At 62.8% G+C, this 15,069-nt stretch carries 14 protein-coding genes, 1 tRNA gene and 1 pseudogene; 2 read left to right on the top strand and 14 right to left on the bottom strand.

Annotation, left to right across the window (positions count from 1 at the left end; translation table 11 throughout):
• The 8 genes from AXA74_RS22795 to AXA74_RS22760 all read right to left on the bottom strand — a co-directional run.
• A partial coding sequence (locus AXA74_RS22795; RefSeq protein ID WP_248845119.1) for a pyocin knob domain-containing protein occupies nt 1-2,178 on the bottom strand: 2,178 nt, incomplete at its 3' end.
• Nucleotides 2,178-2,516: a phage tail protein gene (locus AXA74_RS22790; protein ID WP_032978379.1), complete on the bottom strand. Its 339-nt coding sequence runs from the start codon at nt 2,514-2,516 to the stop codon at nt 2,178-2,180. The genes AXA74_RS22795 and AXA74_RS22790, both read right to left, overlap by 1 nt.
• Entirely contained in the window at nt 2,516-3,529 is a 1,014-nt protein-coding gene (locus AXA74_RS22785) for a phage tail tape measure protein (protein ID WP_051593925.1), read from the bottom strand. The genes AXA74_RS22790 and AXA74_RS22785 overlap by 1 nt, the downstream gene beginning before the upstream one ends.
• A gap of 6 nt (nt 3,530-3,535) precedes the next feature.
• On the bottom strand, nt 3,536-3,823 hold the full coding sequence (locus AXA74_RS22780) for a phage tail assembly protein T (protein ID WP_032978382.1): 288 nt from the start codon (nt 3,821-3,823) through the stop codon (nt 3,536-3,538).
• Nucleotides 3,823-4,281: a phage tail assembly chaperone gene (locus AXA74_RS22775; protein ID WP_032978385.1), complete on the bottom strand. Its 459-nt coding sequence runs from the start codon at nt 4,279-4,281 to the stop codon at nt 3,823-3,825. Before AXA74_RS22775 ends, AXA74_RS22780 begins: the two co-directional genes overlap by 1 nt.
• Before the next feature lie 3 nt (nt 4,282-4,284).
• Entirely contained in the window at nt 4,285-4,749 is a 465-nt protein-coding gene (locus AXA74_RS22770) for a phage tail tube protein (protein WP_032978388.1), read from the bottom strand.
• Between the two features lie 63 nt (nt 4,750-4,812).
• Nucleotides 4,813-5,160: a tail completion protein gp17 gene (gene gp17 / locus AXA74_RS24415; protein WP_162266991.1), complete on the bottom strand. Its 348-nt coding sequence runs from the start codon at nt 5,158-5,160 to the stop codon at nt 4,813-4,815.
• A gap of 237 nt (nt 5,161-5,397) precedes the next feature.
• Entirely contained in the window at nt 5,398-6,057 is a 660-nt protein-coding gene (locus AXA74_RS22760; protein ID WP_126623597.1) for a hypothetical protein, read from the bottom strand.
• A gap of 177 nt (nt 6,058-6,234) precedes the next feature.
• Here AXA74_RS22760 and AXA74_RS22755 point away from each other — a divergent pair, with 177 nt between their 5' ends.
• A complete protein-coding gene (locus AXA74_RS22755; RefSeq protein ID WP_080700799.1) occupies nt 6,235-6,999 on the top strand; it encodes a LexA family transcriptional regulator in 765 nt (254 codons plus the stop codon).
• 68 nt (nt 7,000-7,067) lie between these two features.
• Here the strand turns inward: AXA74_RS22755 and AXA74_RS22750 are convergent, their stop codons facing one another.
• A complete protein-coding gene (locus tag AXA74_RS22750) occupies nt 7,068-7,328 on the bottom strand; it encodes a hypothetical protein (RefSeq protein ID WP_029578819.1) in 261 nt (86 codons plus the stop codon).
• Between the two features lie 198 nt (nt 7,329-7,526).
• Between AXA74_RS22750 and AXA74_RS22745 the strand changes: the two genes are divergently transcribed.
• A complete protein-coding gene (locus AXA74_RS22745; protein ID WP_029578820.1) occupies nt 7,527-7,823 on the top strand; it encodes a hypothetical protein in 297 nt (98 codons plus the stop codon).
• A 10-nt stretch (nt 7,824-7,833) separates the two neighbouring features.
• On the opposite strand, the gene AXA74_RS22740 is transcribed toward AXA74_RS22745, so the two are convergent.
• The 5 genes and pseudogenes from AXA74_RS22740 to AXA74_RS22720 form a co-directional block, all read right to left on the bottom strand.
• Complete coding sequence (locus AXA74_RS22740; protein ID WP_032978394.1) at nt 7,834-10,548, bottom strand: autotransporter family protein; 2,715 nt, start codon at nt 10,546-10,548, stop codon at nt 7,834-7,836.
• 108 nt (nt 10,549-10,656) lie between these two features.
• Nucleotides 10,657-11,058, bottom strand: coding sequence for a helix-turn-helix domain-containing protein (locus tag AXA74_RS22735; RefSeq protein WP_029578821.1), 402 nt, complete (start codon nt 11,056-11,058; stop codon nt 10,657-10,659).
• Between the two features lie 307 nt (nt 11,059-11,365).
• Nucleotides 11,366-11,444, bottom strand: a tRNA-Ile gene (locus AXA74_RS22730).
• Nucleotides 11,445-11,453: 9 nt separating this feature from the next.
• On the bottom strand, nt 11,454-13,718 hold the full coding sequence (gene rpoD, locus AXA74_RS22725) for an RNA polymerase sigma factor RpoD (RefSeq protein ID WP_029578822.1): 2,265 nt from the start codon (nt 13,716-13,718) through the stop codon (nt 11,454-11,456).
• Between the two features lie 637 nt (nt 13,719-14,355).
• A pseudogene (locus tag AXA74_RS22720) lies at nt 14,356-15,069 on the bottom strand (DNA primase); the annotation flags it as partial.

Genomic DNA, 15,069 nt, shown 5'->3' with positions numbered 1-15,069 from the left:
GAAGTTGTACCCGCCACCGCCGGCTCCGCCGCCCCCGATTGCCTCGACCTCAATGGTTTCGGTGTAAGCGTCCGGGGTCCAAGTCGCGCTGGCCGTGATAACCGCCATATTGGTAAACGTCGGCACGCGGCAGTAGCGGTTGTTAGCGGTAGACCAGCGCATCCACCCGATACCTTCCACATACACTTGCCCGCAGTCGCCCGTTGGAAGGAGCGTCGCGTCGGAAAGCGGCTCGGTGAGCTGCCAGTTCGACCAGGTGTCGGCTTCCAGTCCCGGCATCTGGCGTCGGAACACGATGGGCCGATGCCTGTTCACCCGGCAGGTCAGGGTTTGGATAATATTGGTCGAGCCTATGGCGTCCACCCGCAAGGTCGCGCTCCGCGCGGAGGCAGGCGGAAAGTTCGCGGCTCCCGCCCCCGTCCAGGCTGCCGTTGTCAGGGCTGTCATGACAGTGGGATCGACCAGGCTGTTCAGATCAATCGGCGTCGACAAGTTCTGCCAGCGGGTATAGGCCGACAGCACATTGGCGTCAGCGACTCTGAGCCACGACTGCCACACGACGGCGCCTGCATTTCCGGAGCCCTCGCGCATCCACATGCCGCCATCACCCGAGGTCCGCAGCCCCCAGTAGAGCTGCACGGTGCTGATGCCGCTGGTGCCTGTACGCCGGATCATCATCAGTTGACCGGCATAGGCGGCGGCGGCAGCACCGCGAGGCCCGTTTGTAAAGTTGCCATTGATGGCGATAAAACCGGTTTCGCCATCGATGATGTTGAAGTCGTTGGCATAGCCCAGGACAGAGTGCAACGGCGTGAAGCCGCCAAGTCCGAAGGCTCCCACGGTCATCAGGCGCCCGGCAGTCTTATCGACCTGACTCGCCTGGATGCTGTCAGCCTGCAGCAACTCAACCCAAGACGACCAAACGCCGCTGGACAACTGGCGGGTGAATAAGCGGTTGGAATTGGATGACGTATATCTCTGTGCAACAGCAACAGGCGTCGTGCTGGAATTTTGAGCAACCGGAGAAACGACCTCCAACCAACCGGAGCTGGCTATCGGGAAATTGACACCGCTTGATGCTATCGAGGACGCTGGGATGCGCCAGACACCGCGGGTTTGATACGCATTTAGGTCAACTCCGTTGCCTGAGATGTCTCCGACGTACTGAAGCCCATTCGCCTCATAGAGCACCTCGTTCCACTGCCCCCACGTGCCATTGCTGAGGACTCGCCAGCCCATCCTCCCGTTGACGCAATTGGTCAGCACTTGCTTGCGATAGCCGTTGGACCGATGAATGATTTCGACCGTGCCGGCTGTACCCGACCAGGAAGGCGCGTTGAGCACTCCTGAGCTGAACAAATAGAACCCCGCCGGCACGGTCGTGTCGTTCAGATCGCTCACCGTGGGACTAGCCTGTGTACCAAAGAAGCCCAGACCAAACGCCCGTGCGTCGATACGCTGCCAATCCTGCCAGGTGTTGCCGCCGCTATAGCGGCGGATTAGCAGTGGATTCGAATTGACAGCCCCTGTCACCATCATCCAGCCGTCTGTGCTGTTGAATCGCAGCCAGAGAATCGCGCCATTGTTCCCCGTTACAACCGGGAAGTTCGCTACGGTCGAGTCGAATCGATAGATGCCGCTGGGAGGGAGATTGGCTGTCGCATTGAAATCCAGAGGCGGCCAGTTCTGCGGCGCGATGGCGCCGAGCCCGAAGGTCTGCGGATCCACCTGCCGCCACTCCCCCCAGGCATTGGAGAATTGACGGACATACACCCTGGGACCGGACCCGGTTTGCAGGACCAGATAGCCCGCGGCCGAGCCTGTGCGGACCCAAAGAATGGAGCCGGAAGTCTCGCCAGGCGGCCTGTTGCTGGTGGCGGAGGTAAACGAATAGAAGCCGGTCCCCGGCAATGTCGTGGCGCCCAGATCCCCGCCCGGCCACAACGGAGCCGTATTCGATCCGAGTCCGAAGGCCCCTTGCCCACTTACGGCCAATCGCAGGACTGCGCCAGCGGCCTCATCCAGCGCGCCTGTTTGCAAGCTGCTTGTCGGTACCGCTGCCGTCACTCGCTGATCGAGTTCAGCGAAATTCTGATTCGCCGTCGTAAAGGCGTCACGCAGCTTGGCTCCCGTGCCATCGTTGGGCGCCTGGCCAGTATTGATAGTTTGAATAGCCATTATGGTTTGAACACCTGATCAAAAGTCACCGAAAGCGAGTACATATCGCCCCCCATGGCCACAAGGCCATATTGCGCCGCCCGGTAGTAACCCGGCTCGCCCAAGGGCGGCGTCCACAAAAAGGCTTTATGGCCCCCATGGCGGTCCAGAAAGGCCTTGATCGGGCTCATCTGTGCCGAAGCGCCGACGAACTCCAAAGGCCAGGACTCCGAGCGGTTGTTGATCCCATCAGCCGCCGTCTGGACATAGCCGTCGCCGAATTGCGCTGCCAAAACGCGGAACTTGATCTCCCCCTGGGGGTTGACGCGTGGAGACCATTCGAAGGATTCATAGGCCATCAATACGCTCCATCGAGTTGTTGGTTGTTCGCTTTCCAGTTCAGGCCGCCTACCCGGAACGAACGAGCGAGCTCTTGCTGGACATAGGCGCGCACGACATCACCCAGGCCGCGCCCGAAACCCTCCGGACCGCCCTTGGCCTCGGTCGCTGCGTTGCCATCGCCCTGCACATAGACATTGACCTCGACGCCTCCGACGGAAGCCTGACCGCCCTCTCGCGCCGTGGGAAAAGAGACCCTTACGCCCAGCGAGCCATCGCCTCCCCGCTCCAGCGGCATGATGGCCTCAGGACCGGCCTCGCCCATGAGTCCCATCGGAAAGGCCACCGGGCCACTGACGACTGAATTGGTGAAGGCGCCGCCGCTGGCAAAAGGAATCAGGCGACCGCCCGCGAAGGCCCCGCCCTTGGCGAAACCCAGCCAGCCGATGACTGAGGTGAGCATCCCGCCCAGGAGTCCGCCCGCGTCCCCCTTGCCGCTGCCCCCGGATAGCAAGTCTCCAAAGAGCGCCTTGCCGATCTGAGCGGCCGCCGCATCGGTGGCCATGCGGGTAAGTGTCTGCAGAAAGGATTGCCCCATGCCCGCAAACTTGCCCGTCACGGCGTCGTAGAGTCCAGCCCCGAGCGCTTTCTGAATGTCTTTCGCGGTGTCCTGCGCCTTTTTACTGACGGTGTCCAGCGTGTTTTCTGCGCTTTTGGCTGTGTCGCCTTTCGGGTTGGATGTCCCCCCGTCCACGGAAGAAGGACTTGCCTTCAGGTCCAGTGGGGCGACTGCGCTCCCCTTTCCCCCTTCCGCCCGCCTATCGTCTGGAGCGGCGTTCAACACGAGATTGATGTTTTCACGCGCCTGCTGAACGCCCTTCGCCATCGACTCGAAAGCGTTCAACACCGTGGTCATCGCGGACACTGACCGCCTCCCATAGTCCGCCATGTCCGCGGGCATGGCGGCGGTCGCATTCTGTAATTCATTTGCCATGAGAACCTGCAAAAGAAAGAGCCCGCGAAGCGAGCTCATCGTTGACTATTTCGCTGCGTTGGCCTGGCCGAGCAGAAAGGCCTTCATGGAGAGCTCGCCGTCCGATAAGGTCGGTTTTTCGTCCCCACCCCACCGCAAAAGCATGTCCTCTGCCTGGACCTTGACACCCGCCGACCTGGCCACCGTCGCGGCCAAGTGCGCTGTCAGGATATCGGCGCGCACATCGCCCAAGGGCGAGAGGCGGTCGAACTCCCTCCACAACGAGACCTCATAGGTGTCCACACCCTCCAGGATTTCTCCCAGGCTGCGGCCCAGGCGTAGCGCCAACACCATCAGGAAGCGGAGGTCCGGCGCTTCCCTGAAGGCTTTTTTGCGCGATCGGCCGCCCCCTCTTCAAGATTGCCGAGCTCGAGGGCCTTGGCGACCAGCCGTTCGTGAACAGGGCCATAGGCCGCGGCGACACGCTCGAGCTCCTGGTCCTGGAACACACGCTGCACGCCCTGCTCGCCAGCCTGGAACAGCGTACGTACCAATAGGGCGGCCGCCGCGCGCGAGTAGTCAAACCCATCGGTCTCCAGCCTGGCCCTGACAGCAACCTCACTCTCGCCAGGTTGCACGCCGGCGTCTTCCCAAAGCAGGCGGCGATGAAAGAAGAAGTCACTGGGCGAGGGCGCCCGCACAATGACCGCAGCCCCGTCCCATTCAGGCACGATCAGGCTCTCGTGCCGGAATCCACTCAAAGGATTGAAGACGTGATTGCGCAGGCCGCCCGGCAGGTTGTCGCTGGCCATCGATCAGCCTCCCGAGGCGGCCGGGGTCATCTTGACCGACCCCGACACTCGCACCGTAAAGGTGCCGGACACGACATTGTCCAGCTGGCTCTGCCACTGAAACTGCGTGACCAGGCCCAGGAACTCGAATTTCGAACCATCCGAGAAGGTGATGCGGAAAGCGCGGGTCTTCTTGTCGCCTCGGGCCGCGATCAGCGCCTGTTGCGCGGGATCGTTCATCTTCCAGTTGCCGGCCATCGTGAACGTGCCGTTGTCATCCAGGCCGAGGGCATACTCCTTGGCGATGGACTTCAGGACGGTGACGTCGATTTCAGTGGTCTGTCCCGCTTGGTAGTTGGGATCCTTGATGGTCACGGCCAAGTCGGTATAGACAATGCCAGCCGCGTCCAGGCTGGCAGCCGGCGCGGTGGAAACCTCCAGCTGAGTGCCTTGGGTCAGGGTGTACTGGGAAACTACATTCGTTGCCATTCGAGGCTCCAAAAGAAAAAGCCCGCCAAGGGCGGGCTGGGTGAACGCGACACCTCAGCGGCGTCAGCGGATAAGCGAAAACTTCATGGCCGTGCTGTGCAGATCGACCGATGACTCTTCGTCGGTGAGCGGCACGTCCTCGACCTTGTAGCAGGAAAAGTCGCTGCCCGACGGCGTCAGCAACGTGTAGGCCGAAGCGCTCAACTGGCTGGCTTCCTCGATCGTGGTGGCCCAGGCATTGACGCGCATTGCCAGACGCTGCGATCCACTGGGACCAGCGACAGTCCAGTCCCGGTCACCCTCGGCCACCTTGTAGGTTAGATAGGGCGTCACGGCGCTTACGGGCGCCTTGTCGCGATAAACGCGCCCCGCTGCCAGATTCTTGATTCGTTCAAAAAACAGGGACTCCATTGATAGCCATCCTCCAGGACAAGGCCGGCAACCCCCTGCGCTGTCGGCCAAAACAAAAAAGCCCGCGGCCTTGTCACGGCTCGCGGGCGGATCAGACATCATTGCCGCCCATGAAGTAGCGGCGGCAGAAAGCAAAAAACCCGCAGCTTGCGCTAGCGGGTCTTTGTGGGCGCAATAATGCACCGTATCTGTTAGGAACAGATTCTCCGCACATTTTGCGGAACAGTCAAGCATTTTTTATTCGACGACGTCTCCCACGATGCCTGTTGCCTCGATGCGACGCTGCCACTCACCCTGAGCCCTGGCGTAGAGGCCAAGATCGGTAACGCGCTTGCCCTGTGCCTCTTGGCCGAACAGCCAGCGCTTGATGCGGCCAAAATGATTGCTCGCCGTATCGCGATCCACTTGGTACTTTTCAGCCAGATCGATCAAGGACACCTTGGCGCCAAAAGCGCGTTGAATAAGGTCGACGCACAGGCGCCGGTTAACGGTGCAGCCGGACAAAGCCTCACAAATGGCCGCCGACGCGAGCATGGCGACGGCCTCTGACCACTGGCTATTTAGCCTATGGCCTGCGCAACACGCCACCCCGCAACTACAAGGCAGACTGTGCGGCGCCTTGGCCGTCAACAGCGCCGCCTGCAGGATGGGCTCCAGCCGGGCAAGCTCGGCCAGGATCATGGCCGCCTGGGCGGCGCCGTCCAGTCCGCCCAACGCCGGCCTGCTGGGCGACCTCGGCTCCGCGGCCAAACGGTTGACCAAGGGACGGTCATATTGTTGATGCGAAAAGTGCAGCGCAAATACAAGCGCGTCATTGGCGCTGCGAAACAACGGCTCCTCGGCGGGCCGCAATACCTGGCGCTGCGTCAGCGCAATATTCCATGTCATGGTGGTCATCTCATACCCTGGTGCTGTGTGGGACATCGTTCTTGAAGGCTGCCGATGGAAACGACGGGAGCAGGCCCGAGCGGCGAAGTGTTGAGGCGGCCTTGACCAAATATTAGTCGGACTGCTTTAATAGTTCAACAGTCCGACTGATTGATAAATATCAGCCTGCCTCATATCGTTGCGCCCATGCCTGCACAACCCCTGACCCCTGAACAATTGGCCGATGCCGGCCGCTTGCGCACCGCCTACATGCTCTGGAAGATCCAGCGCCAGGACACGGGCGAGCCCACCTCGCAAGAGGCCATCGCGTCCGCGCTGGGCTTCAGCAGCCAAAGCGCGGTCAGCCAGTACCTCAACGGCAAGATTCCGCTCAATGTCAATGCGCTGGCGAAGTTCGCCACGCTGTTCGACTGCGCGCCGGATACGATCAGCCCCACCCTGGCGCAGGATATGGCGCGCCTGGCCACGCTGGCCCGGACAGCCGCGGCCGAGGCGGCTGCGCCGCAGGCCGTCGACGCGGAATCGGACGGCCGCTTTGTCATGGTGCGCAAGGTCATCTTCAAGATTTCGGCAGGCGTCAACGGCTTTGCCGTGGAATATCCCGACAATGGCGAAGGCATGCCGCTCTTTCTGCCGCGCGAGTGGCTGGCCAAGCGGCGGCTGCAGCCCGATAAGCTTTACGCCACGCGGGTAGGCGGGGCCAGCATGTCGCCCAGCATTCCCGAGGCCTCGGTGGTCGTGGTCAATACCGCCGACAAGACGCCGGAGCGCGACGCCATCTTCGCCGTGAACCATGACGGGGAGTTCACGGTCAAGCGCCTCAAGTACGATATGCGCCGCTGGTGGCTGACATCGGATAATCCCGATCAGCGCCGCTTTTCGCCTGTGGAGTGCACGGACGCCACCATTCTCATGGGCCGAGTCGTGCTGATCCAGGCCGAACCCGCCTGAGCCCGGCACGGAATATCAGTCTGGCTATTTGGTTTTGATTCGGCCGACTGATGTCAGGCCTGCTCGCCTCACTTGCCGAAGGCGCGGCGCAGACGCTCGGCTTCGGCAAGGTTCAGGCGCCGCGCTTCCTGCTCGGCATAGTCGCGCTCGCCGGCCTCGTACTTGCCGTCATAAAGGCATTTGCTGCGATTCCAGCGGCACTCACTGCTTGCTTGCGAAGGGCTCAGCACGCGCTCCGAAGTCGCGGGCCCGCGCGTCGACGAACATCCCGCCGCCGCGGCAACGACTGCCAGCACCAGGCCGCAACGGCCCAAGACCCGAATCCACATTCCCTGCCCCATGCAAAAAAGCGCAGCCGTCTTTATAACAAGCACGCCGGCTTGCTCCAAACCGGCCAGCCACGATGGCGGGACCGGGACCTTCGCCTTGCGAGAATCCGTCAATGTCCGTTAAGGTGTGGGTAAGCGCCCGCGTCACGGACAACAGATTGCCGAATGGGTCCGTCAACAGATAGGCTGGAGGCAATCATGCACCAATTGCACACCCTCTTGATTTCACCCGAGCAGGCCCGCGCCGCGGCCAGGGTATGGGGTCACAAAAATGCCCAGCAGGCGTCTCAATGCGAGTTCCTGGCCGTGTCCTGGTATGACTTGCAAGGCGATCCCAATGACCGGCTCTGGTCCCGCCTTGTGGCCTATCTCTGCAGGGTCCTGCTACCGCGCATTGCATCGAATGCGCGTTCACAGGCCGATCCGCAAGGCCGGGCGCGCCCGGCCATCGCCGCCAGCCGCCCGCCCTTGCCCCTGTTGACCCTGTCGTCATGACCGGAACGTTTTAAAACATCATCCTGAACCCCGCGGTGGCGGTGACGACATAGCTGCCCGAGAAATCGGCATCGGTGTCTACCTGGCCATAGAGCGCGTACCGCCCTGCCCAGCCGTAATTCACGCCCAGCCCCACGCCGCCCCAGGTGCGCGCCATGCGACTGCTTACCGGCACGTCAGCCACGCGAAGTCGCGTGCCATCGAGGAATTCGTGCTTGATGTTGACGATGCCGTAGACGCTTGATTCCCGGTTCACGCCACCGGCCTGCCAGTTGCTTTTGTAGTCCAGCGCAATCCCCAGACGGCCCAGCAAGCTGTTGCCCTTGTCGCTTTCAACATGCGCGCCGAATTTGTCATCGAAGCTGCTGAAGCGGGTCGACACATACGTCAGCTGGGCCTGCGGAACGAGGGCGAATCCCTCGCCGACGCCAAAGGCCTTGCCGGCTTCAATGCCGAGACCATAGCTTTGCGCCTTGCGCCCATCTTTGAGTTGGCCCGCCTGGCGTGAATCCAGGTCGCTGTCGAACCAGGTCGCGTGCGCCTGGGTATCGATATAGAACCCGTCCTTGCCGTACCAGGTCAACGTGGGCATCAGGCCATAGGCCGTGGTGTCGATCGTGCCTCTGCCATAAGCCGAGTTCGTGCGGGTATCGGCCTTGCCATAATGCAGCGCAAGGCCGCCCACCAGGCGCGCCCCGCCCTGTTCACCCGACAAGATGCGGTCCACCCCGAATTGCGCCTTCCAGCTGTCGATATTCTGGTGCTGGCCCGTGGTCGACACGGAAGGGTCGAAGCGGCCCGTAGCCCCCTCCACCCGGCTCCATACGCCGTTGCGGCGGGTGTCCGCCGGGTCATAGAGGCGATTGCCCACCCGCTGCCGCAAGGTGGTCAGCTGGCTCAGCTGGAGCAGGGTGTTGGCATAAGCCTCGTATACCGGCACGCCCGGCTGATAAAGCGGGGGCGCCTGCGTGACAGGCGCGCCGCCAACGCCCTGCTGGGGCGTGCCGGGGTCGATCAACGATGAGCGCAAATACCAGCTCCCGTCGGCGGCATCCTGCTGCAGGACATAGCCATACGCGCCGGCCACCAGGGCCGGGCGGCCGTTGATGACGTAATCGCCATTGGCCAGGTTGAATTGGCCTGCCGATATCCCGTTCACCTGCACGACCTGTATACCCCGCTGGGTCGCTGCGCCGGCGCCGCCCATGTTCTTGACCATGACCGGCGTGGCGCCCGCGCTGTCGCCCGTGATCACCAACCTGTCGGTAGGCGAATTGTCGCCGCCGAGCTGGGTGCGAATCTCCAGGTTGCCCCCTTGGCCCGCATAGTCGCCCGCGATGGTCAGCGTGCCGAAGCCGGTGCGCGGGCCCGGCGCGACGGTCCCATTGTTGGTCGTCGTGCCGACCTGCCCCGTGCCCGTCAAGCGCGCCCCGGTCAGTACATTCACCGGTCCGCCCAGCGTGCCGTCAACCTGCAGCGTGCCAACCTGGACCTCGGTGTTGCCGGTGAACGCGCTGCTGTCGCCCGACAGCGTCAATATGCCCGCGCCCAGCTTATTGAGGCTGGAGGTGCCGGAGAATGCGGTGAGCACGCGAACATCATAAGTATTGGTATCAAACCAGGCGCCACCATTGCCCACGGCCTGGGTGGCGAAACCGTTGAGGAAATTGTTCTGGTCGCGGATGGCACGCAGGATGCCGCCATCCAGGTTCAAGGCAACATTGCCGTCCCCCTTGATGACCGAACCGGTCGCCAGCACGCCCCGGCCCGTGGCGTCGCCAAACAGATTCAGCGTACCCGTGGACGTGGGCGCAATCCCGATCCAGGTATCGCTGGCCGCGGTCGCCACCCCGCCTTTGTCGATGGTGAGCGTGCCCGTGCCCGCCGAGCCGACTGTGATGCGGTCGGTGGCCGAGAGCGTGGAGATATCGGCCGTTGCGCTAGACACGGTCACCGTACCGACAGCTCCCGCGCCCAGGCCGATATAAATCGTGGCCGCGTTGCCCGGCGTAGCCGGTGCGGCGGTACTGACGGCCCCCCCATCCAGGACATGCAGCGCTCCGGTCCCATCGAAGCCGACAAAGATGTTATTGTGCGGATCCCAGACCGATGACTGGCCCGAGACCGTCACGATCCCATCGCTGCCGGCGTCCCAGCCGATCAGCGCCTGGCCGCTATGCACTGCGCCGCCATTGTCGATCCGCAATCTGCCGCTGCCGCCGACGCCAATTCCAAACCCGTTGTTCGTGGACAGGAGGCTCCAGGTCGACCCGCGCCCGGAGACCGTCACCGTGCCCAGGCTGCCGGCGTCAAGGCCAATGGAGCCTATGTCGGCCTGTGCCACGCCCCCGTTCAGAATCGTCACCGTGCCGACGCTGCCGGCCTGGTTCCCGATCATCGCCCAGCCGCGACTGGTCCAAGAGGATGCCGAGCCCGCGCCATCACTGCCCGACACAGTCAGCGTGCCGCTACCAAGGTTGCCGATGTAAGCATCATTGTTGACGACGGAGCCGCCATCGGTGATGGTCAATGTCCCGGAAGCGGCATCACCGACGGTCAGGTCGCCGCCTGTATCCCAATGTGGCGTCTGCACCGGGCTGGGCTGTATGTCGCCGCCACCGGAGACAGGTTGCGCGCTGGCCGGCTGGGCCAGGCTCGCGGCGGAGATAATCAGAACCATCCATTTTGACCACCCTGCGGGGGTGCAATCATTCCAGCCAGCCATGGCGCTCCTCTCCTAGTAGACCCGTAAACATAGGGCCATAACGGCTCGCGATGGGACGGAATGTATCAGTATTTACCCTCGTCAAGAATGGTCTGACACCGGAGCCCCTCAGGCCACCCTGTCATCGAACATATAGCCCATCCCCCGGATCGCGACGATGGGAAACAAAACCCCCGCCTTCAAGCATTTTCTGCGCATCCGGGAAATCAGTACGCGGACGACGCCCAGCATGGCCGCCTCGGATGAAGGCGCCAGGTGATTGCCGGCGGCGAAGTAGATCTCGACGGGCGGCACGGCCTGGCGTGCCCGGTCGCGCATGTATTCGAAGACCCGGCTCTCGGCCAGCGTCAATTGCAAGCGGCTGGCCTCGGGGCCAAGCGCAACCGGACGACCTGCCGTCTCCGGGCCGCCCAAAGCGCTGATAGTCTGCTCCAGTACTTCGAGAGCCTCCTGCAATTGCCTGAGCGCGGGCACCAACCGGCTCGCCACCCAATCCGTCGAGTCGCGCATGCATCTGTCCCCTTCTTTTCCCGATGACCATATCACGGTGATTTGTTTTTTTCCGGGAGCATAGGCCGAGCGGCGGCTGGCGGCTGCTGGTGTTTTCCTTATGTCCGTTTGTTTCTAATATGCAATCTTTTGATACTTACTTGAAGCCCGCCATCAGTCCGGACCCCGCCCCAGTAACGCGGCGCGCCAAAGGCGTGGAATGACGCCTGGCTCGCGCGCATCACGCGGCTAAGGCCAAGACGGGTTCCGGAAAAGAAACAGCCGCCATTGCTGGCGGCTGTAGGCACCTGATCTCTCAGGATTTTCTTGGTAGGCCCCCCGAGAGTCGAACTCGGCACCAACGGATTATGAGTCCGCTGCTCTAACCAGGCATGAGCTAGAGGCCCTGAGAAAACTTACTGCCCTTCGAGGAAGCTCTTGAGCTTGTCGGCGCGGCTGGGATGACGCAGCTTGCGCAGCGCCTTGGCCTCGATCTGACGGATCCGTTCGCGGGTGACGTCAAATTGCTTGCCGACTTCCTCGAGCGTCTGGTCGGTACTCATTTCAATACCGAAACGCATGCGCAAAACCTTGGCTTCACGCGGGGTGAGGGAGTCTAGCACTTCTTTGACCACATCGCGCATGGAACCGTGCAAAGCGGCATCGGACGGCGCCAACGTGGACGTATCTTCGATGAAGTCGCCCAGGTGGGAGTCGTCATCGTCGCCGATCGGCGTTTCCATGGAGATCGGCTCTTTGGCGATCTTCAGGATCTTGCGGATCTTGTCCTCGGGCATGTCCATCTTCTGCGCCAGGGTCGCGGGATCCGGTTCGGCGCCGGTTTCCTGCAGGATCTGGCGGCTGATGCGGTTCATCTTGTTGATCGTCTCGATCATGTGAACCGGGATACGGATGGTGCGCGCCTGGTCTGCGATGGAACGGGTGATGGCCTGGCGGATCCACCAGGTGGCATAGGTCGAGAACTTATAGCCACGGCGGTATTCGAATTTGTCCACCGCCTTCATCAGGCCGATATTGCCTTCCTGGATCAGGTCGAGGAACTGCAGGCCACGGTTCGTGTACTTCTTGGCGATGGAGATCACCAGGCGCAGGTTGGCCTCGGTCATTTCGCGCTTGGCCTTGCGGGCCTTGGCTTCGCCGGTGGCCATGCGCTTGTTGACGTCCTTCAGGTCCTTCAGCGGCAGGACGACGCGCGTCTGCAGGTCGATGAGCTTTTGTTGCAGCTCCTGCACGGCCGGGATCTGGCGCTCCAGGGTCTCGGCATAGGGGTGGCCGGCAGCCACTTCCTCGACGATCCACTGGAGGTTGGTTTCATTGCCCGGGAACACCTTGAGGAAGTGCGAGCGCGGCATGCCGGCGCGATCCACGCAGGTGTGGAGCACGGCACGTTCGAGCTGGCGGACTTCTTCCACCTGGCTGCGCAGGGTGTCGGCCAGTTTCTCGACCATCTTGGCCGTGAAGCGGATGCCCATCAGTTCGTTCTGGATGGTTTCCTGGGCCTTGACGTAGGCATCGGAGCGATAGCCGTCCTTTTCATAGGACTGGCGCATGCGGTCGAATTGCTTGGAGACCTCGTCGAACTTGGCCAGGGCCTTGACGCGCAGGTCTTCCAGCTGCTTGCTGGACATGCCGCCGGCCGGACCGTCATCGCCCTCGTCCTCGTCGGCGCTGACGCCGGCGCCCGCATATTCTTCGCCATCCTCGGGATCGACCAGGCCGTCGACGACTTCATCGATCTGGGCCTGGCCTTCGCGCACGCGGGTCGCATGCGCGAGGATCTCGTTGATGGTGGTGGGACACGCCGAGATGGCCATGACCATATGCTTCAGGCCGTCTTCGATGCGCTTGGCGATTTCGATTTCGCCTTCGCGCGTCAGCAGTTCGACCGAGCCCATTTCGCGCATATACATGCGCACCGGATCGGTGGTGCGGCCGAAATCGGAGTCAACGGTGGTGAGCGCGGCCTCGGCTTCGTCCTCGACGTCGTCGTCGTTGGACGCCACGGGCGCGTTCTCGCTCATCAGCAGCGTTTCGGCATCGGGCGCCTGGTCATAGACCGAAATGCCCATATCGCTGAACGTGCTGATGATGCCGTCAATGGCTTCGGCATCGACCAGGTCGTCAGGCAGGTGGTCGTTGATTTCGCCGTAGGTGAGGTAGCCGCGGTCCTTGCCCAGCTTGATGAGCTGCTTCAGGCGGTTGCGGCGCGCTTCGTACTCTTCGGGCGAGACGGGGCCACGGGCCAGGAGCTCCTTGGGATCCCCCTTGCCTCGCTTGCCGCCGCGCTTGACGGGCTTGAAGTCAGGCACGACTTCGCCTTCGCCGTCCATCGGATCGTCGAAAGTGTCGCTATCGTTGTTGGCGTTCTTGGCGGGGCGTCCCGGACGGCGGCCGCTCGGCACGCGCGCGGCGGCGCCCACCAGGTCGGCCAGCTTGTCTTCGGCCTTCTTGGCGCGCGCCTTGGTGGTTTTCTCGCCTGCGGCGGCAGCCGGCTTGGCGGCCTTCTTGGCCGCGGTCTTGGTTGCGGTCTTGGCGACCTTCACCGCCGTCTTCGCAGGCGCTTTTTCCGCCGCCATGCTGACGGCGCGCTTCTTGGCCGTCGTGGGGGTGGCGTCTGCCGCTTCGATTGCAGAGGAGGTTTTGCCGGTGGATTTGGTCATAGTCGCTTCCGTAGTCGTCGCAACCCGTTGGGGTTTGGTGCACCGTCGCCCGGCCTGGGGCCGGAGGCGGGTAAAACAGGTGGGTAGGCGGAAGCCGCAAGTCCGCGTTGGGCGCGGAGCTGGCATCAAAGCCCCGGAAGGTTTCTTCTGGCCCTAAGGTCCGGAAACCCTCCATGTCGCAGTTTCATCCGGGACCATCAGGCCGGGACATCGGGGACGCTGTCGTTGCCTGCAACAGGCGGGGCTAAGCGGGGGCCCAGGCCCTCCTCGCTTGCCATACGGACTCAACGTCCAACCACGATGCCGCCAGCCGGACGGGCACGGATTGCACGACCCACCTTCTAGCTATCGGTACTGCTTACAACGGTTCGGCGCGGCGCCCCTGCGGGATAAACAGGTTCGCATCACTCAAGTATGCGCATTTCAGTGACGCAATACCAGCCTGCCGCGCAAAAAACCACTGCTTTGTTGCCGGGCGCCGCCATACAGGCGGCCACCCTGCTGCTTCCGGGTTTTGTCCCTTTATCAGGACAAACCCCGGAAATGTCCTATCCGCGCCGGAAATCGAGCCCAGGCGCGCATAGCAAGATCCTTCTTCGGGAACGCCTCGAAGAAAACCCTAAAGTGTACCGTACTTTTAACGCAAACCCGCTGTACTTAAGACAGTCAAACGCTGGCGGAGTTCGCTATAGCGCTTGCGCGCCTCTTCCGTCCCCAGTCCTTCGCTCGCCAGCCGGGCCATGTCGGCGCGCAGGGTATCGACCTCGATGCGGCGCAATGCGTCGTCCCATTCGGTTTGCGGCTCGGGCAGATCCTCCTGGGCCATCATGTCGGCGCGCAAGCCCTTGAGCACCACGTAAAGATCGGAATCCGGATCGGCGGCCTCCATCAGCGCCCCGACATGGCGCGCGCCACTGGTCTGGGCCAGCACGATCAGGTCTCGCACAAGACCTAGATTGGGGCCATGGTCGATGACTTCAAGCTGCTGATCGCCCATGGTGTCCACCAGTTCGGGATGCGCCAACAACAGGCAAAGCAGGCGCCGGGCCAGGGAGGGCATGACGCGGCGGCCCTCGTAGCCGCCGACCTCATCGCGGCGCCCCCGGCCTTTCCAGTCGCCCTTGCCCTTCCAGTCGCCCTTGCGCTCGCCCTTGCCTTTCCAGCCGCCCTGCCGGCTCGCGCCGTCGCCTTGCCAAGGGGGAGCCTCGCCCATCGCACCGACGGAATAGACATCAGGATCGCCATCCGAGACAGGCTCATAAGACCAATCCGGAGGCGGCTCGTCGGCGGAAGCCGCGCCTTCGCCGCGCGCGGCAGGCGGCGCCGCGGGCGCGGGCGCGGCGGCCGCCAC

The sequence above is a fragment of the Bordetella hinzii LMG 13501 genome (assembly GCF_001548475.1).
Taxonomy (GTDB): Bacteria; Pseudomonadota; Gammaproteobacteria; order Burkholderiales; family Burkholderiaceae_B; genus Bordetella; species Bordetella hinzii.
The sequence above is the reverse complement of the archived record's forward strand: the minus strand, read 5'-3'. Positions and strand labels throughout refer to the sequence as shown.

Excerpts from the sequence above, each read along its gene's own strand:
- AXA74_RS22755 (WP_080700799.1), top strand. The coding sequence starts at position 6,235 with ATGCCTGCACAACCCCTGACCCCTGAACAATTGGCCGATGCCGGCCGC.
- AXA74_RS22770 (WP_032978388.1), bottom strand. The coding sequence starts at position 4,749 with ATGGCAACGAATGTAGTTTCCCAGTACACCCTGACCCAAGGCACTCAG.
- AXA74_RS22735 (WP_029578821.1), bottom strand. The coding sequence starts at position 11,058 with ATGCGCGACTCGACGGATTGGGTGGCGAGCCGGTTGGTGCCCGCGCTC.
- AXA74_RS22780 (WP_032978382.1), bottom strand. The coding sequence starts at position 3,823 with ATGGTGTTGGCGCTACGCCTGGGCCGCAGCCTGGGAGAAATCCTGGAG.
- rpoD (WP_029578822.1), bottom strand. The coding sequence starts at position 13,718 with ATGACCAAATCCACCGGCAAAACCTCCTCTGCAATCGAAGCGGCAGAC.
- AXA74_RS22750 (WP_029578819.1), bottom strand. The coding sequence starts at position 7,328 with ATGTGGATTCGGGTCTTGGGCCGTTGCGGCCTGGTGCTGGCAGTCGTT.
- AXA74_RS22745 (WP_029578820.1), top strand. The coding sequence starts at position 7,527 with ATGCACCAATTGCACACCCTCTTGATTTCACCCGAGCAGGCCCGCGCC.
- AXA74_RS22740 (WP_032978394.1), bottom strand. The coding sequence starts at position 10,548 with ATGGCTGGCTGGAATGATTGCACCCCCGCAGGGTGGTCAAAATGGATG.
- AXA74_RS22775 (WP_032978385.1), bottom strand. The coding sequence starts at position 4,281 with ATGGCCAGCGACAACCTGCCGGGCGGCCTGCGCAATCACGTCTTCAAT.
- AXA74_RS22790 (WP_032978379.1), bottom strand. The coding sequence starts at position 2,516 with ATGGCCTATGAATCCTTCGAATGGTCTCCACGCGTCAACCCCCAGGGG.
- AXA74_RS22760 (WP_126623597.1), bottom strand. The coding sequence starts at position 6,057 with ATGACCACCATGACATGGAATATTGCGCTGACGCAGCGCCAGGTATTG.
- AXA74_RS22785 (WP_051593925.1), bottom strand. The coding sequence starts at position 3,529 with ATGAGCTCGCTTCGCGGGCTCTTTCTTTTGCAGGTTCTCATGGCAAAT.
- gp17 (WP_162266991.1), bottom strand. The coding sequence starts at position 5,160 with ATGGAGTCCCTGTTTTTTGAACGAATCAAGAATCTGGCAGCGGGGCGC.